Genomic DNA, 25,099 nt, shown 5'->3' on the forward strand with positions numbered 1-25,099 from the left:
ACTGGTAGTTCAGCGCCGGGGGTCACACGTTGCGGAACCGGTTGATCGCCCCGATGTGCTTCTCCCGCATGGCGGTGTCCCGGACCCCCAGACCCTCCTTCGGTGCGAGACAGAGTACGCCCACCTTGCCCTGGTGCAGGTTGCGGTGGACGTCGAAGGCGGCCTGGCCGGTCTCCTCCAGGGTGTACGTCTTCGACAGGGTCGGATGGATCTTGCCCTTGGCGATCAGACGGTTCGCTTCCCACGCTTCGCGATAGTTGGCGAAATGTGATCCGACGATCCGCTTGAGGCTCATCCACAGGTACCGGTTGTCGTACTCGTGGACAAAACCGGACGTGGACGCACAGGTGACGATCGTCCCGCCCTTGCGGGTGACGTAGACCGAAGCGCCGAAGGTCTCCCGGCCCGGGTGCTCGAAGACGATGTCCACGTCCTCGCCGCCGGTGAGCTCGCGGATGCGCTTGCCGAGCCGCTGCCACTCGCGCGGGTCCTGGGTGTGCTCGTCCTTCCAGAACTTGTAGCCCTCGGCCTTGCGGTCGATGACCAGTTCAGCGCCCATGTCGCGGCACAGTTGCGCCTTGTCCGCACTGGACACGACACAGATGGGCGTAGCCCCGCCGGCCAGCGCGAACTGGGTGGCGTAACTGCCCAGGCCACCGGAGGCACCCCAGATGAGGACGTTGTCGCCCTGCTTCATCCCGGCGCCGTTGCGCGACACCAGCTGCCGGTAGGCGGTGGAGTTCACGAGACCCGGCGAGGCGGCCTCCTCCCACGTCAGATGGTCGGGCTTGGGCATCAGCTGGTTGGATTTGACCAGCGCGATGTGGGCCAGACCGCCGAAGTTGGTTTCGAAGCCCCAGATGCGCTGCTCGGGGTCGAGCATCGTGTCGTTGTGGCCGTCGGCCGACTCCAGCTCGACCGACAGGCAGTGCGCGACGACCTCGTCGCCCGGCTGCCAGCGGTTCACGCCCGCGCCGGTGCGCAGCACGACGCCGGACAGGTCGGAGCCGAGGACGTGGTACGGGAGGTCGTGCCGCTTGCTGAGCGGCGAGAGTTTTCCGTACCGCTCCAGGAACCGGAACGTCGAGACCGGCTCGAAGATCGCGCTCCACACGGAGTTGTAGTTGATGGCGCTCGCCATGACGGCCACATAGGCCTCGCCGGGGCCGAGCTCCGGCAGCGCCACCTCGTCGAGGTGCAGCGACTGCCGGGGGTCCTTCTCGCGGGAGTCCAGGCCCTCGAACATGTCCTCTTCGTCCTTGTGCACGGTGACCGCGCGATAGGACTCGGGGAGCTTCAGGGCGGCGTACGCCTCCTTGGGGGTGTCCCCCGCGAGGATGGCGTCCAGGATCTCCTTCATTCCGGCCTCCAAAGGTCGGGCTGAGGGTTGAGAGTGAGGGTTTTCTACAGCGGTGCTTCAGGTGGTGTCTGTGGTGCCTGTGTTGCCCGTGTTGCCCGTGTTGCCTGTATTGCCGGTAGTGCGGGTGTTCCACGGGCTGCGGTGTCGCAGCACTGCTGTCCCGGCTCATGAGGGTGGGAGCCGGGCGCTGACGTGGAGATTACCCGTCGGTAACCTTAAGCGCTGTGACCTGCGGAACATAAGGGGTGGACCCGTAAGTGAATCCGCCCCGTCTTTGACCTTTTGTCAGATTCGGTACGCGGATCTCAGCGGTCGGACACGGCTCAGTGCTCTGCGGCGCCTTCGGGTGCCGGGGTCTTGGACGCCGGGGTCTTGGACGCCGGGGTCTTGGACGCTGAGGTCTTGGACGCCGAGGTCACCAGCTCCGTCAGCACCCCGTGGCAGTCCTTCGGGTGCAGGAAGGTGATCCTCGACCCCATCGAGCCGCGACGGGGCTCCTCGTAGAGGTTCCGTACGCCCTTGGCGGCGATCGCCGCCGCGTCGGCGTCGACGTCCTCGGTGCCGAAGGCGATGTGGTGGACACCTTCGCCGTTCTTGGCCAGCCACTTGGCGACCGTGGAGTCCTCCCGGGTCGGCTCCAGGAGCTGGAGGTACGAGGCACCGCCGTCGCTGGTCTCGTTGATCTTGAGCATGGCCTCGCGTACGCCCTGCTCCTCGTTCACCTCGGAGTGGAACACCTCGAAGCCGTAGGTCTCGCGGTAGAACGCTACGGTCTCGTCGAGGTTGTGGCAGGCGATGCCGATGTGGTCGATGCGCGTGAGCACGGTGGTCCTCCCGGGTCATTGAGGGTTACCCGCTAGTAGATACCCTCGCCGCTACGCGACACTATGGACGAGCCCGCACCCCGGACCCTCCTTCAGGGCAGTGCAATCCGTCACAGCGAACCCTCTCCGCACGGATACCGCCACCCAGGTAAGTTCCCTCTCAAGCCGTCCGGAGCGACCTGTAGCGGGTCGCCCCATCCCTCGATTTGGAGGCCACCCTCATGGCCACGTCCGTCATCGTCGCCGGCGCCCGCACCCCCATGGGTCGGCTGCTCGGTTCCCTCAAGGGCTTCAGCGCGACCGACCTGGGTGGCTTTGCCATCAAGGGCGCCCTGGAGCGGGCCGGCATCTCCGGCGACCAGGTCCAGTACGTCATCCTCGGCCAGGTGCTCCAGGCAGGCGCCGGGCAGATGCCCGCCCGCCAGGCCGCGGTCAAGGGCGGCATTCCGATGAACGTCCCGTCGCTCACCGTCAACAAGGTCTGCCTGTCCGGCCTCGACGCGATCGCGCTGGCCGACCAGCTCATCCGCGCGGGCGAGTTCGACATCATCGTCGCCGGCGGCATGGAGTCCATGACCAACGCGCCGCACCTGCTGCCGAAGTCCCGCGAGGGGTTCAAGTACGGCGCGATCGAGATGCTCGACGCGATGGCGTACGACGGCCTCACCGACGCCTTCGAGAACATCCCGATGGGTGAGTCGACCGAGACGCACAACGCCAGGCTCGGCATCTCCCGCGAGGAGCAGGACAAGATCTCGGCGCTGTCCCACCAGCGGGCCGCCGCCGCACAGAAGAACGGCGTCTTCGACGCGGAGATCGTCCCCGTCGACGTCCCGCAGCGCAAGGGCGACCCGGTGGTGTTCTCCACCGACGAGGGCATCCGCGCGGAGACCACCGCGGAGTCCCTCGGCAAGCTGCGCCCTGCGTTCGCCAAGGGCGGGACCATCACCGCCGGTTCGGCCTCGCAGATCTCCGACGGCGCAGCCGTGGTCGTCGTGATGTCCAAGGCGAAGGCCGAGGAGCTCGGCATCGAGTGGCTCGCCGAGATCGGCGCGCACGGCAACGTGGCGGGCCCGGACAACTCGCTGCAGTCGCAGCCGTCCAACGCGATCAACCACGCGCTGGCCAAGGAGGGCATCGGTGTTGACGACCTCGACCTCATCGAGATCAACGAGGCCTTCGCGTCGGTCGCCATCCAGTCCATGAAGGACCTGGGTGTCAACACCGACAAGGTGAACGTGAACGGCGGCGCGATCGCGCTCGGCCACCCGATCGGTATGTCGGGGGCGCGCGTTGTGCTGCACCTGGCGCTGGAACTCCAGCGCCGCGGCGGCGGCACGGGTGCGGCGGCGCTGTGCGGTGGCGGCGGCCAGGGCGACGCCCTGATCATCAAGGTGCCCGCGCAGAGCTGACACCCGCCTCAGCTGCGTCGATCATGTACAAAACACCCCTTGGTGAGGTCCAGGAGGGTGATTTGTACATGATCGACGTCGTAGTCAGACGTCGCAGCCCTGGGAGCAAGATGCGCCGCAACAACGTCCCCGAGCTCGTCGAGCAGGCCCGCGCCGGGCAGCCGCGCGCGGTCGCCCGGCTGATCTCGCTGGTCGAAGACGCCTCCCCGCTGCTGCGTGAAGTGATGGCCGCACTGGCCCCGTACGCGGGGGACGCGTACGTCATCGGCCTGACCGGTTCGCCGGGCGTGGGCAAGTCGACGACGACCTCAGCGCTGGTGACCGCCTACCGCGGGCTCGGCCGGAAGGTGGGCGTCCTCGCGGTCGACCCGTCCTCGCCGTTCAGCGGGGGAGCGCTGCTCGGCGACCGCATCCGGATGCACGAACACGCCGGTGATCCGGGGGTGTTCATCCGCTCGATGGCCTCCCGCGGACACCTGGGCGGGCTCGCCTGGTCCACCCCGCAGGCGCTGCGGGTCCTGGGCGCGGCCGGGTGCGACGTGGTCCTGGTCGAGACCGTCGGCGTGGGGCAGTCGGAGATCGAAGTGGCCTCCCTCGCCGACACCACCGCGGTCCTCCTGGCCCCGGGCATGGGAGACGGCGTCCAGGCCGCGAAGGCCGGGATCCTCGAAGTCGGCGACGTGTTCGTGGTGAACAAAGCCGACCGGGACGGCGCGCACGCCACCGCCCGGGAGATCAACCACATGCTGGCGCTGGCCGAGGCCCGCAAGCCGGGGGACTGGCGTCCGCCCATCGTCAAGACGGTGGCCTCCCGGGGGGAAGGCGTGGACGACATGGTCGAGGCGCTGGAGAAGCACTACGCGTGGATGCGCGCCAACGGCACGCTCGGACAGCGCCGCCGTCGTCGGGCGGCAGCCGAGATCGAAGCCATCGCGTTGACCGAACTGCGCTCCCGGATCGGGGACTTGCGGGGCGGCCGGCGGCTGGACGAACTGGCGGAGAAGGTGCTGGGCGGATCGATCGACCCGTACGCGGCGGCGGACGCGCTCGTCGACGGAGTGGTCGCCGGCTGACGTGGGCGGGTGGTGCGGGCAGGTGGTGCGGGCAGGTGGTGCGAGCCGTTGAAGGATGCGTGTGCTGCGGAGACCGTGCTGCGAAGCGCGTGATGGTGGAGAGCGCCTGACGGGGCGGGTGATTTCCGCCGGACATACGCATGCCGGACACCTCCCGGTCGCCTGCCATACGCATGCGTACTGAATATTGTCCAGAGCATTGACCTTTGTCGCTTTTCTTGGTCTGCTCCGCGCACATCAGGATCTTGTACGACCCGCTGGGAGCGGAAGCTCTGCCTTCCGCACCTTCCGGAACCCGCACCTTCAGAACCCGGACAAGAAGCGCACCACGTCGAAAGGCCCGCTGTGAGCCCGCTCATCTCTGCCAGCCCCGTCAAGCGCGCCGTCGCCGGCGCGGCGGTGGCCGTCCTCGTCTTCGGACTGTCCGCCTGCGGGTCCGACGACAAGAACTCGGACAAGAGCGCGCCCAGCGCGCCGGCCACCGCCGCGGCGACCACCATCCCGCTCACGTTCTCGTCGGCCACCGACATCAAGCGCTCGCTGGGCCTGTCCACCGCGCCCAACGCCCGCGACGCCGGCGGCTACCGCACAACGGACGGGAAGACGGTCCGGCCCGGCGTGCTGTTCCGCAGCGACTCGCTCGGCAAGCTGACCGACACGGACACCGCCAAGCTGGCGACGTACGGCATCAAACTCGCCATCGACCTGCGCACCGACGCCGAACTCCAGCCACCCCTCGGCGCCCCCGACAAGCTCCCGCCGGGGCTGACCGCGACCCGCCTGCCCGTCGGCGACGGCGGCGCGAGCGCGGCCCTCATCGGGGCCGTCACCGCCGGCGACCCGGCCAAGCAGGAAGCGGCGCTGGGCGGCGACAAGGGCCGCGCGCTGATGGACGGCGCGTACGTCAAGTTCGTCACCGACGAGGCCGCCCGCAAGAACTTCGCCGAAGCGATCCACAAGATCGCCGACACCGACGGCGCGGTGCTCTACCACTGCACGTCGGGCAAGGACCGCACCGGCTGGCTGAGCATGCTCCTGCTCACCGCGGTCGGCGTCGACCAGGACACGGTCAAGGCCGACTACCTGGCGACCAACGACTTCCGCAAGCAGGCGGACACCGCGCAGCGCGACATGCTCAAGCAGGGCGGCCTGATGCAGAACCCGGAGCTCCTCACCCCCGTACAGGGCGTTGAGGAGCGTTACCTCCAGACCGGGATCGCCGAGGCCGTCAAGCAGTACGGATCGGTCCAGGGCTACCTGGCCAAGGGGCTGGGCATCGACCAGCCGACGGTCGACAAGCTGAAGACCAAGCTGCTCGGCTGAGCCCGGTCTCAGGTGAGCTGAGCCCGGTCTCAGGTGGGCCGGGCCCAGCCTCAGCGAGCCGGGTTCAGCACGCTTCGCCGTCCGGCTCAAGGTGCCGGTACACCGTGCCGAACACCTCGTTCAGGACCTTCTTCTGCTCATCGGTGACGAGGTCCATGAAGTGCCGCCGTACGCTCTCGACGTGGTCGGGGGCGGCGGCGCGCAGGACTTCCCAGCCCTTTTCGGTCAGCACGGCGAACGCCCCGCGCCGGTCGGTGGGGCAGGACTCCCGGGCCACGAGCCCGGCGTTCTCCAACCGCGACATCTGGTGCGAGAGGCGGCTCTTGGACTGGCAACTGCGCTCGGCCAGGTCGCTCAGCCGCAGTCGCCGGTCCCCGGCTTCGGACAGCCGGACGAGGATCTCGTAGTCGTGCATTGTCAGCCCGTGCTGCTGCTGGAGCTCCCGCTCAAGCTGCTGGGGCAGCATGTTCATGACCGCGGTGAACTTGCGCCATGTGCACTGGTCCGCGGCGCTCAGCCAACGCGGTTCCTGCTGTCCCTGTTCGCTCATGGCACCAGCCTACCGCTTTAGTTGACCATTCAAGAATATTTCGTACGGGCCGCGCCGCGCGCCACCGTCCGCACGCGGTTGTCCACAAGGGACAGGTTGCACGTTGCGGGCCGCCGGTGACAGGTCTGGTGGGGACCGTTCGCCGCACAGTACGGTGATCGCCCACAGGGGGGTGGTTCATGGCCGTTTTTGTGCTCATCCACGGCGCGTTCCGGGGCGGCTGGTCCTGGGTCCGCGTGCGACCACTCCTCGAACGCTACGGACACCAGGTCTGGACTCCCAGCCTCACCGGCGCCGGCGACCGCGCGCACCTCGCCGACCGGCCCGTCAGTCTGGCCACCTGGACCACCGACATCGCCGACCTGCTGCGCTACCACGACCTCACGGACGTCATCCTCGTCGGCCACAGTCAGGGCGGGGTCGTCGCCGCGGCCGTCACTCAGTACGCCGCCGGGCGGGTGCGCGAGACCGTCTACCTCGACGCCCCGGTGCCGCCGCCCGGCCAGAGCGTGGCCGACACCGTGCCCGAGGCGCTGCGCCGCCAGCTGGGGCCACCCCGGCCCGCGGCCTGGCTGAACCCGGTGGCGCTCACCGCCGGGGACGGCCTCGACGCACAGACCGCCGCGTGGGCCAGCGCCCGCCTGGTGCCCTCCCCGGCCCGGCCCGCCTACGACAAGCTGCTCCTGACCGAGCCCGAGGCACTGCGGGTTCCCCGTACGTACATCTTCTGCAGTCGCACCCCGGCCTCGTATCCGGCGACCTTCACCAGGCAGCGGCTTGAGGCCGAGGGCATTCCGTACGAGATGATCGACACGGGCCATGAGGCCCCGCTGTCCGCGCCCCGCGCGGTGGCCGACCTGCTGGACGAGATCGCCGCCGGGTAGCCCTGCTGGAAGGCATCACATGATCGTCGCGTTCTCCGTCAGCCCCGTCGGCGTCGGCGAAGAGGTCGGCTCGTACGTCGCGGAAGCCGTGAAGGTGGTCCGCGAAAGCGGCCTCCCCAACCGTACGGACTCCATGTTCACCACCCTCGAAGGCGACTGGGACGAGGTCATGGACGTCGTCAAGCGCGCCGTCCAGGCCGTCGAGGCCCGCGCCGGACGCGTCAGCCTGGTCCTGAAGGCCGACATCCGGGCCGGCGTCACCGACGGCATGACGGCCAAACTGGAGACCGTCGAACGCCTCCTCGCGGAGTAACGGCCGGTGGGCGGCCTCAGGTGGCGGCCGGGGCCACCACGGTCAGGTACTCGGCCCAGCGCTTGAGGATCCACAGGCCGACCGCTTCGACTCGGCGACCGTAGGGAGTCCGGCGGCTGCGCCGTCCGGGTTCATGTCTTGATTTTGGCAAGGTTTGGTCAAGGTGGCATTTCCGGCCCGGTCCGGTCCCTGTGCATGCTTCACTCGCCGACCGGCGCGCGACCAAGGTGCGGGGCGAACCGCGGCCCCCGTTACGGTGGTCCCGTGCCCAAGCCGCTGAACCTCCCCTTCGATCCGATCGAACGCGCTGCGGACTCCTGGGCGGCGCGGTGGGGCGAGCACCCACCGATGGCAGCCATCACGTCGGTCATGCGGGCCCAGCAGATCCTCCTCGCCGGCGCGGACGCGGTCCTCAAACCGCACGGACTGACCTTCGCCCGCTACGAGGCACTCGTCCTGCTCACCTTCAGCCGTCACGGACAGCTCCCGCTGTCGAAGATCGGCGAGCGGCTGATGGTCCATCCGACGAGCGTCACCAACACCATCGACCGGCTGAAGGCCGCGGGCTTCGTCGACCGGCGGCCCAACCCGCGCGACGGGCGCGGCGTACTCGCCGTGATCACCGCCACCGGACGCGACGTGGTCGAACGCGCCACCGCCGAACTCATGGCCGACGACTTCGGACTCGGGGTGTACGACGCCGCGCAGTGCGCGGAGATCTTCCGGCTGCTGCGCGTCCTGCGGGTGGACGCGGGGGACTTCCAAGCGGCCGAGCCGACGTCCGGTGATGCGCCGGGGGCGAGTGCCGGAGCACCGCCAGCGGCGACGTAAACTGCTTGCGCCATTGTGAAAACAGTCGCGCGGGACCACGGTTCGAGCGCGCCGCCCGCGATCGAAGGTGTCCGCCGTGAAGCCTGCCGTACTCACCCGCTACCGAGCGATGGCTTATGTCACCGGCGTCTGGCTGCTGCTGTTCTGCGTCGAGATGGTGGTCAAGTACGTCTTCGGCGTGAACGTCTCGGCGGGCCTGAGCATGGCCGTCGCCCAGATCCACGGCCTGCTCTACATGATCTACCTGGGCGTGACCTTCGACCTCGCGCAGAAGATGCGCTGGCCGCACACACGCATGATCGTCCTGATGCTGGCCGGCACGATCCCGCTCGCGTCGTTCTTCGCCGAGCGCAAGGCCGTCGAGGAGGTCCAGGCATCCGGTGTTCTGGAGACCCCGGCACCCGTGACCGTCTGAACCCCCAATCTCCGTAGCTGCCTTCCCGAGGTGAATCCGTGCTGACGTCCAACCCTGTGCCGCGCTTCCTGCTGGTCTCCAAGCTCGAAGGCTGTTCCTACCTGCTGCTGCTGATCTGCTCGGTGCTCAAGCGCACGACCGACTTCAACGCCGTCCCGGTGATGGGTCTGGTGCACGGCGTGCTGTTCATCGCCTACCTGGCGCTGGCCGTCGAGATGAAGATCAAGCTCAACTGGGACAACAAGACCACCGGGCTGGCGTTCCTGGCCTCGGTCCTGCCGTTCGGCCCGTTCGTCTTCGACGCGAAGATGAAGGACAAGATGCGGCCGCAGGGTGAGCAGGCCACTCAGACTGCCTGACGCCGTAGACAGCCTGACGTTCTGTCAGAAGCAGAAAAGCCAGAATCGAGTACGGGTCGCCACCTCGCGAGGTGGCGACCCGTACTCGATTCTGGACTTTCGGGGTCCGGAGGCCGGGGCCCACGGCGTCAGCCGCTGCGGGTTCAGTCCCCGGGGAGACGCTGTGGCACACCCAGGCCAGTCGACACGAACCGTACGAAGCGTCCGATCCACTCCTCGGCCGCCGGGCCGTCGCTGATCAGCATGTGCTGGACGACGGTGCCCGCGATGATGTCGAAGACCAGGTCCACGTCGATCTGGGCGGGCGCGTGGATCTCGCCGCGGGCCAGCGCGCGTTCGCGGCCCCGGACGACGAGGATCTTCTGCGGCTCCACGATCGTCTCCCTGACCCGGTTGCGCAGCGCGGGATCACGTGTCGAGTCGGCGACCAGACCCATCAGGGCGGTCTGCATCTCGGGGCGGGTCAGCAGATCGGTGAACTGCCGTACGACTGACTCGATGACGGAGCGCAGGTCTCCCTCGTCGGGCAGCGCGAGGGCGCCGAGCATGTCCGCGACGGCGGCCATCGCGAGTTCCTGTTTCGACGGCCAGCGGCGGTAGAGGGTGGTTTTGGCCACGTTCGCGCGGGCCGCGACGTCGCCCATGGTCAGGTCCGCCCAACCGCGCTCAGCCAGGAGCTCGCGGGTGGCGACGAGGATCGCGTCGTCGGCGCGGACGCTGCGCGGCCGACCCTGTGGGCGGGCGGGAGCCGGAGAGACAGCGGGAGTCGGGGTGGGAGTCGGAGGGACAGCGGAGGTCCGGCTTGGCGAGATGCCCGGAATGAGGCCTGGTGCGCTGTTCGCGAGGTCCAGCGCACGGTCCCCGGGTGTGGTCTCCGTCACGGATCCGTCCCGTCTTCATTGATCCGGTGTCCAGCCGTGAGCGAACGAACTCGCCGAAAAATGCCCGGAAACCACGTCTGAACTGTCCCTGATTGTCCGGACAGCAACGGAAAATCTTCCGGTCCACCACGTACGGCGCGTCACGTTACCCGCTCGTACGGTGTACTGCGAGACGAGGGGTGGCGGTGGCGCTCAATGGGTGGTTGCAGTTACGCTACGGGCCGTAGCGAATCACGGTGCCTGGATGGGGATCTAAGAGCGCCTTGTGAAGCCACTGCCCGGAACCAACTGTTCATTCAAGCGTCCGCATACCGGCGGACGGCGGATGAGGTTGGTTCCCGGCGCGTCCAGGGGGATCCGCTGTCGGCGTATCTGCCTATCCGCCGAACCGGTGCACACGCGTGCGGAGGTTCGGGGGAAGATAGCCCCATGCAGCCACGGAACATGTCTATGCGCGGAGTCGTCGACCTCGGGGCCGTCAAGGCCGCATCCGAGGCGGCCGCCCAACGCGCCGCGACCCCTGCCGGTGAGGCAGGCGACGCCACCGCCGTCAACGTGATCATCAACGTCTCCGAAGAAACCTTCGAGGCCGAAGTCTTCGCTCTGTCCGAGCAGGCCCCGGTCATCCTCGACTTCTGGGCCGAGTGGTGCGAGCCCTGCAAGCAGCTCGGCCCGATCCTGGAAAAGCTCGCCGTCGAATACGCCGGGCGCTTCATCCTGGCCAAGGTCGACGCCGATGCCAACCCCCGTCTTGTGCAGATGTTCGGCATCCAGAGCATCCCGGCGGTCTTCGCCGTGCTCGCCGGGCAGCCCGCGCCGCTGTTCCAGGGCGCGGTGGGGGAGCCGGAACTCCGGCAGACCCTCGACCAGATCATCCAGCTCGGCCAGGAGCGCTTCGGCCTGAACGGCGTGGTCATGGACGGTGCCGCCGCCGTTCCTGAGGCCGCGGCGGAGGACGAGGAGCCCGCCGGCGACCCGCTCCTCGCCCCGGCCGAAGAGGCCCTGGACGCCGGCGACCTGGACGGTGCCGCGCAGGCGTACCGCAACGTCCTCGCCGACAACCCGGCGCACACCGAAGCGAAACTCGCGCTCGCCCAGGTCGAGCTGATGATCCGTACGCAGGACGTCGACTTGACCAAGGTCCGCGCGGACGCCGCCGAGCGCCCGAAGGACGTCGACGCCCAGACCCTGGCCGCCGACGTGGACCTGATCGGCGGTCACGTGGAGGACGCCTTCCTCCGCCTGATCGACACCGTCCGGGTGACGGCCGGTGACGATCGCACGAAGGCGCGTCTGCACCTGCTTGAGCTCTTCGAGGTCACGGGTACGGACGACCCGCGGGTGGCGAAGGCGCGGGCGTCGCTGACGAGCGTGCTGTTCTGAGCGACGACTGCTTCATGGGAACGGCTCCTTCGGGGGCCGTTTCTGCGTTCCGGGCGACCAGCGTCAAAGATTGGAGATCATGGTGTGAGGCAGGCGGCATACCTTTAGGGCTTTGAAACGAACCATGGTCCACGCCGACCCTGCTGATCTTGCGGTCATCAAGGAAGCCGCCGCGCGCGACGGCGTTTCCGAGGCTGAAATTATCCGGGAGGGCATCCACCTCGCGGCCTTGCGGGCGCGTCGTTGGGCCGAGCCGATGGACATCCCCACGTTCGTCAGTGGTGACCCAACGTTCGCGAACCGTGTGGACGAGATCCTCGCCGAGGAACGCGGTGGATCCGAGCAGGATTGATTCCTGGCGCCGTCGTCGCTGATCTGAACCATCCCCGCTCCGTGGGTTCTCAGGCGCGATCCCGACCTGTGCCGCCTTGTCGACAAGGTGATGCACGTCTCCGGATTCATGCTGATGACCAGCAAACTTTGCCTTCTTTTGACTCAAGGTGGGAACGGCACGCTGCGTGTCCGGATGAAACGGGCATTACCTGCTAAATCGCACGTACTGAATCGCCTCAACTGACCCATTCGGACGCTGAGTCATCGCCGGGTCACATCGTGTGGGATGCATGAAAGTTCATGCGTACCAGCGAGTAACTAGAGCCCTTGTGCGAAGCCCGGGACTGGACGACGATCAGGGCCGCTCGGTCCGTAATTCCCCTTCTCCCCCGGCAGCCGGCCGGGGTCGAAACGAGAACGCGGACATCCCCATCCAGGGCCGTGCCCGCTCCGGAGAAACGCTGCGGCAGGTGCAAGATCCTCGCCAGCGTCCATCCCCTCGGCAGGCACGACCCGCATGTGCGTGTCTCGACCTCCCGCGCGCCCGGCGCCCCAGCCCGGGTCCGGCGCGGAGGTCCGTCCCTGAGGAGGACCGTGGACAAGAAAATGACCGCTTCCGGCGGTACGCGTTGGAAGCGCTTCGGCGTTGTGATGATCCCGGCCGTTGTCGCGCTCGGCGCGATGGGTGCCGGTGTGGCCTCGGGTGCTGTGCCGGTCTCGATGACCGTGGCCGGTGGCACCTTCCGGATGAGCATGGACAAGCTCGACGGCAAGGACTTCAGCCAGTACGGAAGTGTCGCGTACACCATCGACGGCAAGCCGCACGCGGTCGCGAACGCAGCCTTCAGCTCCGCGGAGATCACCAACCTGTGTCAGTCGGTCAAGGTGCCGTCGATGCTGGGTCTGCCGATGATCATCCTCAAGGTGAAGGCCGGTCAGGAGGCTGGAAAGCCGGCCAAGGCCGAGAACCTGGTCGTCGCCCTTGAGTCCCTCAGCGGTGACGCGACCTTCGAGAACATCGACATCGGTATCGACGCGTCGCTGATGAAGGGCGGCACCATCGACCCGAACGTGAAGCTGGGCCCGAACGGCCAGCCCGTGCCTGGTCCGAACGGGGCAGTCAACCCCGTCGGCAAGGGACCGCAGAAGAACGGCTCGGGCATCCCCGGCATGTTCGGCCAGCAGTCCACCCGGATGGTCCTGGACAACGGCGTGCAGGTTGCCTACTCCGCGCAGGCCGACAAGTTCTACCTGAAGGGCCTCAACCTCTCGTTGGAGCCCAACGGCGAAGAATGCGGCGTGAAGAAGTAAGCAGTCTCGGCCGGGTCGGGCGGACCACGGTTCGCCCGGCCCGGCCGAGGGCGTTCCGCGCCCATGGCAGTCAGCAGCGCAGGTAGGGAAGATCAGGGAGAACAGGTGACCGCTGAACAGCCGATACCGGCCCAGCCGGAAGTGCTGATGGGGGCTGACGGAACAGGGGAACAGCGGGCGGACGACGGTCGACAGTCCCACGCGGCGGCGAAGCGCGCTGAGGGCGGATTCAAGCGGAATCGCACGGCTTTCAAGCAATGGCGCAAGCGGCGGCCGTTCTGGGCCGGGTTCCTGGTCATGCTGGCGGCGGTACCGATCTTGTGGGCGCCGTACAACGAACTGAGCACGGGTCAGGTCACCGTACGGATCCAGAGCGGCAGCGGAACCGCCGCGATCTTCATCTCCATGGCGATGATCGGCCTCGGGTTGACCTTGTGGTTCCAGCCGGCACTGCGGATCTTCTGCGGTGTCGCGGCAATGGTGCTCGGTCTGGTGGCCGTCATCGCGGCGACCTTCGGCGGCTTCTTCGTCGGCACACTCCTCGCGGTGATCGGTGGTGCACTGGCCACGGCCTGGGCGTACGACCCCGATGCCGACGGCGAATCGCAACCGCCCGAGCCGGACCACTTCGGTGACGGCGGCGAAGGCGAGACCGGCCTCGGCGACCTGTTCGGGCGTCAGAACGGTGACACCGGACAGTTCCCGGCGACTGGGGACGAGCCGCGGGACACAGCGCATCAGGACACAGCGCATCAGGACACAGCGCATCAGGACACAGCGCATCAGGACACAGCGCATGAGGACGGCCGCCTGGGGGAACTCGACGCCGGCCCGGAAACCCGCCCCAAGGGTGAGGCTGACCGGTCCGGTGACCTCCTGGCCAAGCGGACGGCCGAAGCCGATGGGATGTTCGGCGCCGACAGGGCGCCCGGAGCCAAGCTGACGGCTCCGGTCGTACAGACCTTCGGCGTCCAGCGTGGCGGCCAGGCCAGGCCGGGGCGGCACGCAGTCTCCGGTGGCACCTCGCCGGGCCGCGCGCTGGCCGCGATCACGCTGGCTGTCGCCGGTGTGGTCGGCACAGTGGGGCTCGCTTCGGCGGCCCCGGGGTCCGGGCAGCCGGACATCCCGATGCCTTCGGTTCCGTACGCGGAGGGGCCGTGTGTCTCGGCCTCACCGTCCACGTCGGCTTCCGCCTCGAAGTCGGCTACTGCGACTCCGAGTTCGGCGACGTCGGCGGCATCTTCGGCATCCGCACCGAACAGTGCGACGCGGAATCCGCTGCCGAACTTCGTTCCGGCGCCTGGATCGGCACAGACTTCGGGTGTGCTGAAGCCGGATCCGAAATCCGGGACGCCTACGATGGAGTCTCAGACTCCCGGTCCGATCCAGCAGGGCCTGACCGACATCACGAAGCTGCTCCAACCGCCGGTCGCCACGGCGACCAGCGGCACGCCGAAGGCCGATGAGACGCCGGCAACGCAGGGGACGCCGAAGGCCGTGGGGGAACCCTCCGCGGCTACGGGCACGGCCACCGGCACCCCGAAGTCGACTGAGAAGACGTCCACGGCATCGCCGTCAAAGTCCGCATCACCGTCGGCCTCGGCCTCGGCCTCGAAGTCTGAGTCGGGTTCGGCCAAGCCACGCTTCCCGTGCCCGGTGGAAGGTCCGCCGACGATCCAGCCCGGCGACGGCGGAGTCTTCGTCAACGCCGAGCCGTTCAAGCTCAAGTCGTCCCTGCTCGCCATGGCGGGCATGGACTACAAGGGTGTGGTGACAGTCAAGACCCTCAAGGGCGAAGAGAAGAAGGTCATGAAGTTCGAGGTGTCGGGCGGTCTCGACATCTGGAACCTGAGCATGGTCGTCAAGGATCCGTTCGGGAGGCCGGTCGAGATCGTGTCCGACAAGGGCAGCAAGTCCTACATGGACTCGATCTGGAAGACACCCGGCGCCAAGACCACGATGTACGCGGAAAGCCTCAAAGGAAACCTGCTGGGGATCATCCCCATCACGTTCTCCCCGAGCTTCCAGCCACCCAACGTGCCCGTGGCGTTCTTCACCAATGTGGAGGCGACACTGTGGGGACAGTTCGGTGGTGTGCTGCACATCCCCGGCTACGGCATCAACAAGGCGCTCATCAACGGCTAGCCTTCGGGTAGTCGTTGTGCTCAAGCAAGGCACAGCCCAGCAGCAAACCGCACAACGACAGTGCCCTCGCACGGATCACTCCGCACGAGGGCACTGCTGTGTTCGCGGACAGAAACCATCAGCTCACACGGCGTCCCCGGAAATCCGCGACCTCTCCATGAGGAGAGCCGAGACCTCTTCCTGGGAGTGGAACTCCCCGCGTGTGCCTTCGGCCTGTGACTCGCGGATACGCGTCATCTGCCCGAGGTCAGCGAGGATCTCAACGGTCTCCGATGACCTCGGTGGCTGCGGCCTTCTCCCCGCCGTCACGGATACAGCTCCGCAACATCGATACGCAGGGGGAACGGGCTGCTGAGAGCGAGTTCTCCACGCACACCACCCACCGGTGCCTCCACATAGACGCTCGTGACCGTATCGAGGCGGAAGACGTGGATCTCGGCCCGGAGCCGCCCGCTGTCGTCCTTGTACTTCTCAACGCGCCAGAAATTGGGGATGCCCGCGTTCTGGTAACGGAACGGCTTGCTGATCCGGTCGCGCTCCTCGGACTCCGCCGAGACGATTTCGATCGCCAGGAGCACGTCTTCCGGACTGATCAGGGACTCTTCGTCTTCGTAGTCGTCGCGGTAGACGAGGATGTCCGGCTCGGGAGCGCTCTTCCGGGAGAGACGGACCGCCATCTCGGTCTCGACGATAACGCCGTCCGGCATCTGGAGGTCCAAAGCATTGGCCAGTCGCCTCATCACCCGGGAGTGGAACTGGCTCTGCGGCGACATCATGATGAGGGACCCCTCCAGGAGCTCTGTCCGCGGCGCGTCACGGGGGATACGGGCGAGGTCGTCGACCGTCCAGCCCCCTATCGGTGCCGGGTAGAGCCAGTCGGGTAGCACCTCGGTCATGGCGTGCTCCTCCTCTGCGGCCAATACATACGTCTGCGTCCAGTATGGGCGTGGTGGGTTGAAAATGCGCAAAACTCCCCGGTGCCGCACTCGGAAGGGAGCGCGGCACCGGGGAGTTCCACTCACTCAGGCACCAGCCACAACACCCCCAGCGGCGGCAGCGTCAGCACCGCCGACGCCAGCTGCCCGTGCCACGGCACAGCCGCCGCCACCACTACGCCGCAGTTGCCCGCGTCCGAGCGGAAAGCCTCAAGGGGAACCTGCTGGGGATCATCCCCATTACGTTCTCCCCCACTCACCGGCGGCGGTAGATATCGCGGCGGTGCGAGATATCGATGACGACCACGGTGACGATGTGGTCCTTGATCTGGTAGATGATGCGGTATTCGCCGCGTCGGGCGGACCAGTAACCGGCGAGTTCGTTTTCCAGCGGCTTGCCGACTCTGTGGGGGTCTTGGGCCAGGGCGCCGGTAATGAACTCCCACGCGCTGACCGCAACGGCCTGGGGCAGGCGCTCGGTGAGCGCCCGCCGCGCGGCGGGCCGGGCTTCGATCTTGTACAGCCCCCCCTGGTCAGTCACGCGTTCTTACCGCTCTTCTCCCGGGAGGTACGCAGTCGTTCGGCGAGCAGGTCGTCGATCTCCGCCTGGGTGTGGTACTCGCCGCGGGCAGCTTCTGCCTCTGCCTCACGGATGCGGGCCATCTGCTCCGGGTCGGACAGGATCTCGATGGTTTCCTGCATCGACTCGAAGTCCTCGACAGAGATCAACATCGCGGCCGCACGCCCGTTGCGGGTGAGAACGATGCGCTCACGGGTGGTCTGCACCTCGGTGATGTACTCCGAGAACTTGGCTTTGACTTCGGCCATAGGCAATATCGTAGGAAGAGTCATGACCTTATTCTAGCTCTAATTCTGCCTTAATTCTAGTCATCGAAAGGTTTTGGGGCCGGAGCGTGGAGCTGGGCGGCTCTCGCTCCCTGAAGCGCGTCGGCGCCCTCGTGCGGACTTGCCGTACGAGGGCGCCGACGGGAGTCACTCAGGCACCAGCCACAACACCCCCAGCGGCGGCAGCGTCAGCACCGCCGACGCCGGCTGCCCGTGCCACGGCACAGCCTCCGCCACCACTACGCCGCAGTTGCCCGCGTTCGAGCCGCCATACGTCTCGGCGTCGGTGTTCAGCGCCTCACGCCAGCGGCCGACCGCGGGAAGGCCGACCCGGAAGCCGCTGCGCAGTACGGGCGAGAAGTTCGCCACGCACGCCAGCTGTGTGGAATCCCCGCGCCGGATGAACGACAGCACGTTGTCGGCCGCGTTGCCGCCGTCGATCCAGCTGAAGCCCTCCGGGGAGGTGTCCAACTCCCACAGTGCGGGTGAGGCGCGGTAGCCGGCGTTCAGGTCGCGGACCAGCTTCTGCACACCCTGGTGTTCGGCGTGCTCAAGCAGCCACCAGTCCAGGCCGCGCACCTCGGACCACTCCGAGTCCTGGGCGAACTCCGTTCCCATGAAAAGGAGTTGCTTACCGGGGTGCGCCCACATGAAGGCCAGGTAGGCCCGTACGTTCGCCATCTGCTGCCAGCGGTCGCCGGGCATCTTGTGCAGCAGTGACTTTTTGCCGTGCACGACCTCGTCGTGGCTGATCGGCAGTATGTAGTTCTCGCTCCACGCGTACATCAGTGAGAACGTGATCTCGTTGTGGTGGTACTGACGGTGTATCGGCTCGTTGGCGATGTACTCCAGCGAGTCGTGCATCCAGCCCATGTTCCACTTGAACCCGAAGCCCAGGCCGCCCGTTGAGGTCGGCTGGGTCACGCCCGCCCACGCCGTCGACTCCTCGGCGATGGTGATCGCGCCCGGGACCCGGCGGTAGAGCGTCGCGTTCATCTCCTGGAGGAACTTCACCGCGTCCAGGTTCTCCCGGCCGCCGTGCTCATTGGGCGCCCAATCGCCGTGCTCGCGGGAGTAGTCCAAATACAACATCGAAGCCACCGCGTCGACCCGCAGCGCGTCAATGTGGAACTCCTCGCACCAGAACACCGCGTTGGCCACCAGGAAGTTGCGCACCTCGTGACGCCCGTAGTCGAAGACCAGTGTTCCCCAGTCCGGGTGTTCGCCGCGCCGCGGGTCGGGGTGCTCGTACAGCGGCGTGCCGTCGAAGCGGGCCAGCGCCCACGCGTCCTTCGGGAAGTGCGCGGGAACCCAGTCGATCATCACGCCGATCCCGGCCCGGTGCAGCGCGTCGACCAGGAGCTTGAACTCGTCGGGGGTGCCGAAGCGCGCGGTCGGGGCGTAGTAGGACGAGACCTGGTAACCCCAGGAGCCGCCGTACGGGTGTTCAGCCACCGGCAGCAACTCGACGTGGGTGAAGCCGAGATCGCTGACGTACGTGGGGAGTTGCTCGGCCAGCTCGACAAAGGACAGGCCGGGTCGCCACGAACCGAGGTGGACCTCGTACACGCTTATGGCTTCGCGGACCGGCACGGACTCACTCCGCTTGCGCAGCCATTCGTCGTCGCCCCAGATGTAGTCGGAGGTGTGCACGAGGGACGCGGTGGACGGCGGGATTTCGGTGGCGAAGGCCATCGGGTCGGCCTTCTGCCGCCATACACCGTCGCGGCCGAGGACCTCGTATTTGTACTTCGTGCCGTCGCCCACTCCGGGAACGAACAGTTCCCACACGCCACTTGACCCGAGCGTGCGCATAGGGTGCGCCGCGCCGTCCCAGTAGTTGAAGTCCCCTATGACCCGCACGCCCCGGGCGTTGGGCGCCCAGACCGCGAAGGACGTTCCGGTCACCGGGCCGCTTGAGGTGATCATCGACCGGACGTGCGCGCCGAGCGCGTCCCACAGGCGCTCGTGCCGGCCCTCGCCGATCAGGTGCTGGTCGAAGTCGCTGACCGTGGGCAGGAAACGGTACGGGTCGTCTGATTCGACCTTGGAATCCTCGTACGCGATTTCAAGCCGGTAGTCGGGGACTTTCTCCTCACCGGGGACCAGCCCGCTGAACAGGCCGTCGGACTCCAGCGCCAGGGGGATCCGCGTATCGCCCACCAGGACGGTCGCAGCGGTCGCCCACGGCTTCAACACCCGTACGACTACGCCGCCTTCGGCAGGATGCGCGCCGAGCAGGGCGTGCGGGTCGTGGTGCGACCCGCCGACCAGTCGGCTCAGGTCCGCGGGATCGAGGGGAGCCGTGGTGGCCGGCACGACGGGTGGCTTCTTCGCCGTGCGGGCGCGCGGAACGGCCTTTCGTACGGTGGGCTCCTGCGCTGGGTCCTGCTGTACCGGGTCCTGCTGTACCGGGTCCTGCTGTACCGGGTCCTGCTGTACTGCGGTCTTCCGCGCGGGAGTCTTCCGTGCAGCGGACTTCTTCGGTTTGCCGTTCCTGTTCGAGGTTGTCACCTCGGGGGCTCCTTTCGGCTGGGTGTGCGGAAAAGTCAGCGGGCCAACCTGCGGACGGCGTCCAGCGGGACCGGGAGCCAGGACGGGCGGTTGTCGTGCTCGTAGACGACCTCGTACACCGCCTTGTCGGTCTCGAAGGCGCGCAGCAGTACGGGTTCCGCCCGCGGGTCGACGCCGCCCGCCTTCGCGTAACCGGCGCAGAACGCCTCGCGGTTGCGGTCGGCCCACTCCTCGGCCCGGCGGACCAGGTAGGCGGGCGGGTCGTCCGGACCGTGCCGGAGGTCGGCGAGCAGGTGCCGGGCGGCGTAGTCGAACGACCGGAGCATCGCGGCGACATCGCGCAACGGCGAGTGCAGCGCCCGGCGGTCGCTGAGCGGCTTCGACGGCTCGCCTTCGAAGTCGATGAGCACCCAGCGGCGTGTCGTGCGCATCACCTGGCCGAGGTGGAAGTCCCCGTGGATGCGCTGCACGGGCACGGTCTGCCCGTCGCGGCCGAGCATTTCGAGATCGGCGTACGCGGTCCGCAGCCGGTCGGCGTACGGTGACAGGGCCGGGACGGCGACCGACGCGTCGGCCAGACGCTCAGTCATGGCGGCGGCCACAGCAGCCAGTTCATCGGCTCCGGCCAGTGCGGTCGGCAGTGACCGGGCGAGGTCGGCGTGCACCTCGGCGGTGGCGGTGCCGAGCCGGTAGGACTCCGCCGCGAAGTCACCCCCGGCGGCCGAGGCGGTGACCTCGTAGCCGAGTGCTCCGGCGTCGGCGTACAGGTCGCGCACGGAGGCCTTGGCCAGGTCCCAGCCGTCGGTCCCGGTGCGCAGGAACTCCTGGAGCATGCCGAGGGTGGTGTTCTGGCTGGTCATGACGGCTCCAAGCACGGGCGTTTTCCGAATGTCCCCGTCGCTTCGCTCCGGATCCACTCGGCGTCCACGCGTCGCCGGACTGTGCACCACAGCCGCTCCGCGGCGGGCCGCGTCCTCCGGACGCGCTCCGGGACGCTCCGCGCCCATCGCAAGTGAGACTGGCATCTCGAACCACCCCACCGGCGCCGGGATGAACTGTGAGCCGGCGTCGGCCAGGGCGAGGGAGACTTCGAGGTCGGGGTTGGTGCCGGGGAGGATCCGGCGGAACAGTTTCAGGATCACCTCGTCGCCGAAGACGATTGAGGTGTTGGACTGTTCGGCGCCGATGGCCAGGCCGGTGAGACCGGGGCTCACCCGGGTGCCCGGACGCCGGTGGAAACCTATCGTCCCGACGCTGTTCGGTTCCTTGGACCGCTGTTCGAGGAACCGTTCCAGCAGCCAGCGGGTCAACTCGGAGTCGTGGGCGGCGTCGTACAGGACCCGACCGTCCGCTAACAGGCCGATAGTCGCATGAGTGAGCCGGTCCAGTGGTTCCGCGCGGATGCCGAGCAGGAGTTGGTACAACTCCCGCGTACCGTCCAGGTGCCGGGACCGGGCGAGCAGGTGGACCATCCCCGGCTCACCCGGTACGAGTTCGACGGCGTGTGCCACCTCGACCCCCTCCAGCGGCCTGCCCTTGCCCGCGAACCATCTCTGCTGTGGCAGCCAGTCGCTGAGCAGGGTGTCGACGGCCGCGAGATCAAGATCGAGGCCGAGCTGAAGGGGACGGGTGGATTCCGTCACAACGTGTTCTCTCCTCGGGTGAGGCGGAACCAGTAGAAACCATGTCCCGCGAGGGTCAGGAGGTACGGCAGTTCGCCGATCGGCGGGAAGGAGACCCCGCCGAGTAGCTCGACCGGTACGTGCGTTTCGAACTGGCGCAGATCAAGTTCCGTCGGCTGCGCGAACCGGGAGAAGTTGTGCACACACAGGACGATGTCGTCCTGGTACTCCCGCCAGAAGGCCAGCACGCTCGGGTTGCTGGACTGCAGCTCGGTGTAGGTGCCGAGCCCGAACGCCGGGTTCTGCTTGCGCACTTCGATCATCCGGCGGGTCCAGTGGAGCAGCGAACTCGCGTTCGCCATCTGCGCTTCGACGTTGGTGACCTGGTAGCCGTAGACCGGGTCCATGATGGCCGGCAGGTTGAGCCTGCCCGGGTCGCACGTGGAGAAACCGGCGTTCCGGTCCGGCGTCCACTGCATGGGTGTCCGCACGCCGTCCCGGTCGCCGAGCCAGATGTTGTCGCCCATCCCGATCTCGTCGCCGTAGTACAGGACGGGTGATCCGGGCAGCGACAGCAGCAGCGCGGTGAAGAGCTCGATCTGGTTGCGGTCGTTGTCGAGTAGCGGGGCGAGCCGCCGGCGGATGCCGACGTTGGCGCGCATCCGGGGGTCCTTGGCGTACTCCGCGTACATGTAGTCGCGCTCTTCGTCCGTCACCATTTCGAGCGTCAGCTCGTCGTGGTTGCGCAGGAAGATGCCCCACTGGCAGTTGCCGGGGATGGACGGGGTGTTGGTGAGGATCTCCGAGATCGGGTAGCGCGACTCGCGCCGCACCGCCATGAAGATGCGCGGCATCACCGGGAAGTGAAATGCCATGTGGCACTCGTCGCCGTCGCCGAAGTAGTCGACGACGTCTTCCGGCCACTGGTTGGCCTCGGCGAGCAGCACCGTGTCCGGGTACTGGTCGTCGACCTCCTTGCGGACCCTTTTCAGGAACTCGTGGGTGGCGGGGAGGTTCTCGCAGTTGGTGCCCTCCTGCGCGAACAGGTAGGGCACCGCGTCCAGCCGGAAGCCGTCGATGCCGAGGTCGAGCCAGAACCGCAGGCCGGCCATCATCTCCTCCTGCACCCGCGGGTTCTCGTAGTTGAGATCCGGCTGGTGGCTGAAGAAGCGGTGGAAGAAGTACTGCTTGCGGACCGGGTCGTACGTCCAGTTGGACGTCTCGGTGTCGACGAAGATGATCCGGGCGTCGTCGTAGCTCTTGTCGTCGTCGGCCCACATGTAGTAGTCGCCGTACGGGCCGTCGGGGTTCTTGCGCGACTCCTGGAACCACATGTGCTGGTCGCTGGTGTGGTTCATGACGAAGTCGATCACCACCCGCATGCCGCGCTTGTGCGTGGCGTCGGTGAACTCCACGAAGTCGGCGAGGTCGCCGAACTCCGGGAGGACGGCGGTGTAGTCGGACACGTCGTAACCGCCGTCGCGCAGCGGCGAGGCGAAGAACGGCGGCAGCCACAGGCAGTCCACGCCGAGCCACTGGAGGTAGTCCAGTTTCTGGGTCAGGCCCTTGAGGTCGCCGGTGCCGTCGCCGTTGCTGTCCTGGAACGACCGGACCAGGACTTCGTAGAAGACGGCGCGCTTGAACCACAGGGGATCGCGGTCCCGGGGCGGCGTGTCCTCGAAGGTGTCGCGTACGGGCTGGTTGACTGACGCAGCGTTGCCGATCACGGGGAGTGCCTCCGCACCGAGAAGAGATGCGCCGGTTCGTGGGCGGGGTCCAGTCGCACGTAGTTCTTCTGACCCCAGTGGAAGACGGCCCCGGTAACTTCGTCGTGTACCGGGAAGCCGTCCTGCCAGTCCATCCCCAGCGCAGGCAGGTCCAGCGAGACGGTGCCCTCGTGCGCGTTCTGCGGATCGAGGTTCACCACCACGAGAACGATGTCGTCGGCCTCTCCGACACGCGTGCGTTTGGAATACGCGATGAGCGCGTCGTTGTCGACATGGTGGAAATGCACGTTCCGGAGCTGCTGCAGCGCGGGGTGGCGCCGACGCAGCCGGTTGAGCGTCGTGAGGTAGGGCGCGAGGGACCGGCCTTCGCGCTCCGCGGCCGCCCAGTCCCTCGGTTTGTACTGGTACTTCTCGGAGTCGAGGTACTCCTCACCGCCCGGTTTCGCGGGCACGTGCTCGTACAGCTCGAAACCGGCGTAGACCCCCCACGTCGGCGACAGCGTTCCGGCCAGTGCGGCGCGGATCTTGAAGGCCGCGGGCCCGCCGTACTGAAGGTAGGCGTGCAGGATGTCCGGAGTGTTGACGAAGAAGTTCGGCCGCATGTACGCGGCGGACTCACCACTGATTTCGGTGAGGTACTCCTCGAGTTCGGCCTTGCCGTTACGCCAGGTGAAGTACGTGTAGGACTGCTGGAAGCCGGCCTTCCCCAGGGTGTGCATCATCGCCGGGCGGGTGAACGCCTCGGCCAGGAAGATGACATCGGGGTCCTTGGCGTTGATCTCGGCGATGACCTTCTCCCAGAACATCACCGGCTTGGTGTGCGGGTTGTCCACCCGGAAGATCCGCACGCCGTGCTTCATCCAGTGCCGCAGGACCCGCAGCGTCTCGCGGAGGATCCCGGGGTAGTCCGCGTCGAACGCGACCGGGTAGATGTCCTGGTACTTCTTCGGCGGGTTCTCCGCGTACGCGATCGTGCCGTCGACGCGGCGGTTGAACCATTCCGGGTGCTTCTCGACCCACGGGTGGTCGGGGGAGCACTGGAGGGCGAAGTCCAGGGCGACTTCGAGTCGCAGCTCGCGCGCCCTGGCCACGAACGCGTCGAAGTCGTCCAGCGTGCCCAGGTCCGGATGGACCGCGTCGTGCCCGCCCTCCTGGGAGCCGATCGCCCACGGGCAGCCGGGGTCGTACGGGCCCGCCGTCAGGGAGTTGTTCGGGCCCTTGCGGTAGGCGTAGCCGATCGGGTGGACCGGCGGCAGGTACACGACGTCGAAGCCCATCGCCGCGATGGCGGGCAGCCGCTGGGCGGCGGTCTTGAAGGTGCCCGACTGCGGCGGCACCTTCCCCTCGGGGTCGATGACCGCGCCCTCGGAGCGCGGGAAGAATTCGTACCAGGACCCGAACAGGGCACGCTGGCGCTCGACCCGCAGGGGGTAGCGCTCGCTGCACGTGACCAGTTCGCGCAGGGGGTACTTGTCGAGGAGGTAGGTCACCGCGCTGTCCAGCGCGGCGCGCATCCTGGCGGCGGGCGGCCGGACGGTGTCGCGCAGCGCGTCCACCGCGTCGAGCACGATCTGCCGGCCGCTCTTCTTCGGCACGCCCTCCGCGGCGCGTTCGAGGAGCTGCGCGCCCTCTTCGAGCACCAGGGGCACGTCGATGCCCGCCGGGATCTTGATCTCCGCGGTGTGCCGCCAGGTGGCCACCGGATCGCTCCAGGCCTCCACCGCGTACGACCACTTGCCCTCGGAGGTCGGGGTGACCTCCGCCGACCAGCGGTCCGTCCCCGGCGCGCCGGGACGCATCGGCGTCCACGGACCCTGTCTGCCGCGGGAGTCCCGCAGGACGACATTGGCGTTGACGGCGTCGTGACCCTCGCGGAACACGGTCGCGCCGATGGGGACGGACTCCCCGGTGACGGCGCGGACGGGACGCGCGCCGCCGTCCACGAGCGGGGTGACGTCCAGGATGGGAATCCGACCGATCATGTGCTTTGTACGCTCCGAACGCTTCGGCGTAGTCGTCTTCTTCGCGACAGCCCTCTTCGTTGCGGACTGCTTCGGT

The 25,099-nt window shown here is 67.6% G+C and carries 24 protein-coding genes; 12 read left to right on the forward strand and 12 right to left on the reverse strand.

Annotated elements, in window-relative coordinates; translation table 11 throughout:
- Positions 1-22: 22 nt before the first annotated feature.
- Positions 23-1,360 carry a crotonyl-CoA carboxylase/reductase gene (ccrA, locus tag AC0Z36_RS21460; protein ID WP_485464613.1) on the reverse strand — a complete coding sequence of 446 codons (1,338 nt, stop codon included), beginning with the start codon at positions 1,358-1,360 and terminating at the stop codon, positions 23-25.
- 323 nt (positions 1,361-1,683) lie between these two features.
- Positions 1,684-2,184, reverse strand: a complete 501-nt coding sequence (gene mce, locus AC0Z36_RS21465) for a methylmalonyl-CoA epimerase (protein ID WP_485464614.1) — start codon at positions 2,182-2,184, stop codon at positions 1,684-1,686.
- 221 nt (positions 2,185-2,405) lie between these two features.
- Here mce and AC0Z36_RS21470 point away from each other — a divergent pair, with 221 nt between their 5' ends.
- From AC0Z36_RS21470 to AC0Z36_RS21480, 3 genes are all read left to right on the forward strand, one after another.
- Positions 2,406-3,596 carry an acetyl-CoA C-acetyltransferase gene (locus tag AC0Z36_RS21470; RefSeq protein ID WP_485464615.1) on the forward strand — a complete coding sequence of 397 codons (1,191 nt, stop codon included), beginning with the start codon at positions 2,406-2,408 and terminating at the stop codon, positions 3,594-3,596.
- Positions 3,597-3,664: 68 nt separating this feature from the next.
- On the forward strand, positions 3,665-4,669 hold the full coding sequence (gene meaB, locus AC0Z36_RS21475) for a methylmalonyl Co-A mutase-associated GTPase MeaB (protein ID WP_485464616.1): 1,005 nt from the start codon (positions 3,665-3,667) through the stop codon (positions 4,667-4,669).
- Positions 4,670-5,014: 345 nt separating this feature from the next.
- Positions 5,015-5,992, forward strand: a complete 978-nt coding sequence (locus AC0Z36_RS21480; RefSeq protein ID WP_485464617.1) for a tyrosine-protein phosphatase — start codon at positions 5,015-5,017, stop codon at positions 5,990-5,992.
- 64 nt (positions 5,993-6,056) lie between these two features.
- Here the strand turns inward: AC0Z36_RS21480 and AC0Z36_RS21485 are convergent, their stop codons facing one another.
- On the reverse strand, positions 6,057-6,542 hold the full coding sequence (locus tag AC0Z36_RS21485; protein ID WP_485464618.1) for a MarR family winged helix-turn-helix transcriptional regulator: 486 nt from the start codon (positions 6,540-6,542) through the stop codon (positions 6,057-6,059).
- Between the two features lie 179 nt (positions 6,543-6,721).
- Between AC0Z36_RS21485 and AC0Z36_RS21490 the strand changes: the two genes are divergently transcribed.
- The 5 genes from AC0Z36_RS21490 (at position 6,722) to AC0Z36_RS21510 (ending at position 9,344) form a co-directional block, all read left to right on the forward strand.
- Positions 6,722-7,426, forward strand: coding sequence for an alpha/beta fold hydrolase (locus tag AC0Z36_RS21490; protein WP_485464619.1), 705 nt, complete (start codon positions 6,722-6,724; stop codon positions 7,424-7,426).
- 19 nt (positions 7,427-7,445) lie between these two features.
- Positions 7,446-7,739, forward strand: coding sequence for an MTH1187 family thiamine-binding protein (locus tag AC0Z36_RS21495; RefSeq protein WP_485464620.1), 294 nt, complete (start codon positions 7,446-7,448; stop codon positions 7,737-7,739).
- A gap of 264 nt (positions 7,740-8,003) precedes the next feature.
- The gene (locus AC0Z36_RS21500; protein WP_485464621.1) at positions 8,004-8,570 is read left to right on the forward strand and encodes a MarR family winged helix-turn-helix transcriptional regulator; all 567 of its coding nucleotides are present in this window, start codon (positions 8,004-8,006) and stop codon (positions 8,568-8,570) included.
- A 76-nt stretch (positions 8,571-8,646) separates the two neighbouring features.
- Positions 8,647-8,985 (forward strand): DUF3817 domain-containing protein, encoded by a 339-nt coding sequence (locus AC0Z36_RS21505; protein ID WP_485464622.1) that lies wholly within the window; start codon positions 8,647-8,649, stop codon positions 8,983-8,985.
- A 38-nt stretch (positions 8,986-9,023) separates the two neighbouring features.
- Positions 9,024-9,344 carry a DUF3817 domain-containing protein gene (locus tag AC0Z36_RS21510; protein ID WP_485464623.1) on the forward strand — a complete coding sequence of 107 codons (321 nt, stop codon included), beginning with the start codon at positions 9,024-9,026 and terminating at the stop codon, positions 9,342-9,344.
- Positions 9,345-9,487: 143 nt separating this feature from the next.
- Here the strand turns inward: AC0Z36_RS21510 and AC0Z36_RS21515 are convergent, their stop codons facing one another.
- Positions 9,488-10,156, reverse strand: coding sequence for a TetR/AcrR family transcriptional regulator (locus AC0Z36_RS21515; RefSeq protein WP_485464644.1), 669 nt, complete (start codon positions 10,154-10,156; stop codon positions 9,488-9,490).
- 498 nt (positions 10,157-10,654) lie between these two features.
- Between AC0Z36_RS21515 and AC0Z36_RS21520 the strand changes: the two genes are divergently transcribed.
- From AC0Z36_RS21520 to AC0Z36_RS21535, 4 genes are all read left to right on the forward strand, one after another.
- Complete coding sequence (locus AC0Z36_RS21520; RefSeq protein WP_485464624.1) at positions 10,655-11,608, forward strand: tetratricopeptide repeat protein; 954 nt, start codon at positions 10,655-10,657, stop codon at positions 11,606-11,608.
- A gap of 112 nt (positions 11,609-11,720) precedes the next feature.
- The gene (locus AC0Z36_RS21525) at positions 11,721-11,960 is read left to right on the forward strand and encodes a ribbon-helix-helix domain-containing protein (RefSeq protein WP_485464625.1); all 240 of its coding nucleotides are present in this window, start codon (positions 11,721-11,723) and stop codon (positions 11,958-11,960) included.
- A gap of 575 nt (positions 11,961-12,535) precedes the next feature.
- On the forward strand, positions 12,536-13,252 hold the full coding sequence (locus AC0Z36_RS21530) for a DUF6230 family protein (RefSeq protein ID WP_485464626.1): 717 nt from the start codon (positions 12,536-12,538) through the stop codon (positions 13,250-13,252).
- Between the two features lie 105 nt (positions 13,253-13,357).
- Positions 13,358-15,397: a DUF6114 domain-containing protein gene (locus AC0Z36_RS21535; protein WP_485464627.1), complete on the forward strand. Its 2,040-nt coding sequence runs from the start codon at positions 13,358-13,360 to the stop codon at positions 15,395-15,397.
- A 305-nt stretch (positions 15,398-15,702) separates the two neighbouring features.
- On the opposite strand, the gene AC0Z36_RS21540 is transcribed toward AC0Z36_RS21535, so the two are convergent.
- The 8 genes from AC0Z36_RS21540 to AC0Z36_RS21575 all read right to left on the reverse strand — a co-directional run bounded on the left by AC0Z36_RS21540 (position 15,703) and on the right by AC0Z36_RS21575 (position 25,023).
- Positions 15,703-16,293: a Uma2 family endonuclease gene (locus tag AC0Z36_RS21540; protein WP_485464628.1), complete on the reverse strand. Its 591-nt coding sequence runs from the start codon at positions 16,291-16,293 to the stop codon at positions 15,703-15,705.
- A gap of 122 nt (positions 16,294-16,415) precedes the next feature.
- Positions 16,416-16,592, reverse strand: a complete 177-nt coding sequence (locus AC0Z36_RS21545; protein WP_485464629.1) for a hypothetical protein — start codon at positions 16,590-16,592, stop codon at positions 16,416-16,418.
- Positions 16,589-16,873 carry a type II toxin-antitoxin system RelE family toxin gene (locus AC0Z36_RS21550; RefSeq protein ID WP_485464630.1) on the reverse strand — a complete coding sequence of 95 codons (285 nt, stop codon included), beginning with the start codon at positions 16,871-16,873 and terminating at the stop codon, positions 16,589-16,591. The genes AC0Z36_RS21545 and AC0Z36_RS21550 overlap by 4 nt, the downstream gene beginning before the upstream one ends.
- Positions 16,870-17,160: a type II toxin-antitoxin system Phd/YefM family antitoxin gene (locus AC0Z36_RS21555; RefSeq protein WP_485464631.1), complete on the reverse strand. Its 291-nt coding sequence runs from the start codon at positions 17,158-17,160 to the stop codon at positions 16,870-16,872. The genes AC0Z36_RS21550 and AC0Z36_RS21555 overlap by 4 nt, the downstream gene beginning before the upstream one ends.
- Before the next feature lie 165 nt (positions 17,161-17,325).
- The gene (gene glgB / locus AC0Z36_RS21560; RefSeq protein ID WP_485464632.1) at positions 17,326-19,692 is read right to left on the reverse strand and encodes a 1,4-alpha-glucan branching protein GlgB; all 2,367 of its coding nucleotides are present in this window, start codon (positions 19,690-19,692) and stop codon (positions 17,326-17,328) included.
- A gap of 35 nt (positions 19,693-19,727) precedes the next feature.
- Positions 19,728-21,335, reverse strand: coding sequence for a maltokinase N-terminal cap-like domain-containing protein (locus AC0Z36_RS21565; RefSeq protein ID WP_485464633.1), 1,608 nt, complete (start codon positions 21,333-21,335; stop codon positions 19,728-19,730).
- A complete protein-coding gene (gene treS, locus AC0Z36_RS21570) occupies positions 21,332-23,041 on the reverse strand; it encodes a maltose alpha-D-glucosyltransferase (protein ID WP_485464634.1) in 1,710 nt (569 codons plus the stop codon). The genes AC0Z36_RS21565 and treS overlap by 4 nt, the downstream gene beginning before the upstream one ends.
- Positions 23,038-25,023: an alpha-1,4-glucan--maltose-1-phosphate maltosyltransferase gene (locus tag AC0Z36_RS21575; RefSeq protein ID WP_485464645.1), complete on the reverse strand. Its 1,986-nt coding sequence runs from the start codon at positions 25,021-25,023 to the stop codon at positions 23,038-23,040. Before AC0Z36_RS21575 ends, treS begins: the two co-directional genes overlap by 4 nt.
- Between the last annotated feature and the right edge of the window lie 76 nt (positions 25,024-25,099).

The organism is Kitasatospora sp. UYEF31, assembly GCF_057291755.1.

Bases quoted from the DNA above. Each gene is read 5' to 3' on its own strand.
- ccrA (WP_485464613.1), bottom strand. From the start codon at position 1,360: ATGAAGGAGATCCTGGACGCCATCCTCGCGGGGGACACCCCCAAGGAG.
- AC0Z36_RS21555 (WP_485464631.1), bottom strand. From the start codon at position 17,160: ATGGCCGAAGTCAAAGCCAAGTTCTCGGAGTACATCACCGAGGTGCAG.
- AC0Z36_RS21540 (WP_485464628.1), bottom strand. From the start codon at position 16,293: ATGACCGAGGTGCTACCCGACTGGCTCTACCCGGCACCGATAGGGGGC.
- AC0Z36_RS21470 (WP_485464615.1), top strand. From the start codon at position 2,406: ATGGCCACGTCCGTCATCGTCGCCGGCGCCCGCACCCCCATGGGTCGG.
- AC0Z36_RS21485 (WP_485464618.1), bottom strand. From the start codon at position 6,542: ATGAGCGAACAGGGACAGCAGGAACCGCGTTGGCTGAGCGCCGCGGAC.
- AC0Z36_RS21490 (WP_485464619.1), top strand. From the start codon at position 6,722: ATGGCCGTTTTTGTGCTCATCCACGGCGCGTTCCGGGGCGGCTGGTCC.
- meaB (WP_485464616.1), top strand. From the start codon at position 3,665: ATGATCGACGTCGTAGTCAGACGTCGCAGCCCTGGGAGCAAGATGCGC.
- AC0Z36_RS21575 (WP_485464645.1), bottom strand. From the start codon at position 25,023: ATGATCGGTCGGATTCCCATCCTGGACGTCACCCCGCTCGTGGACGGC.
- AC0Z36_RS21495 (WP_485464620.1), top strand. From the start codon at position 7,446: ATGATCGTCGCGTTCTCCGTCAGCCCCGTCGGCGTCGGCGAAGAGGTC.
- AC0Z36_RS21520 (WP_485464624.1), top strand. From the start codon at position 10,655: ATGCAGCCACGGAACATGTCTATGCGCGGAGTCGTCGACCTCGGGGCC.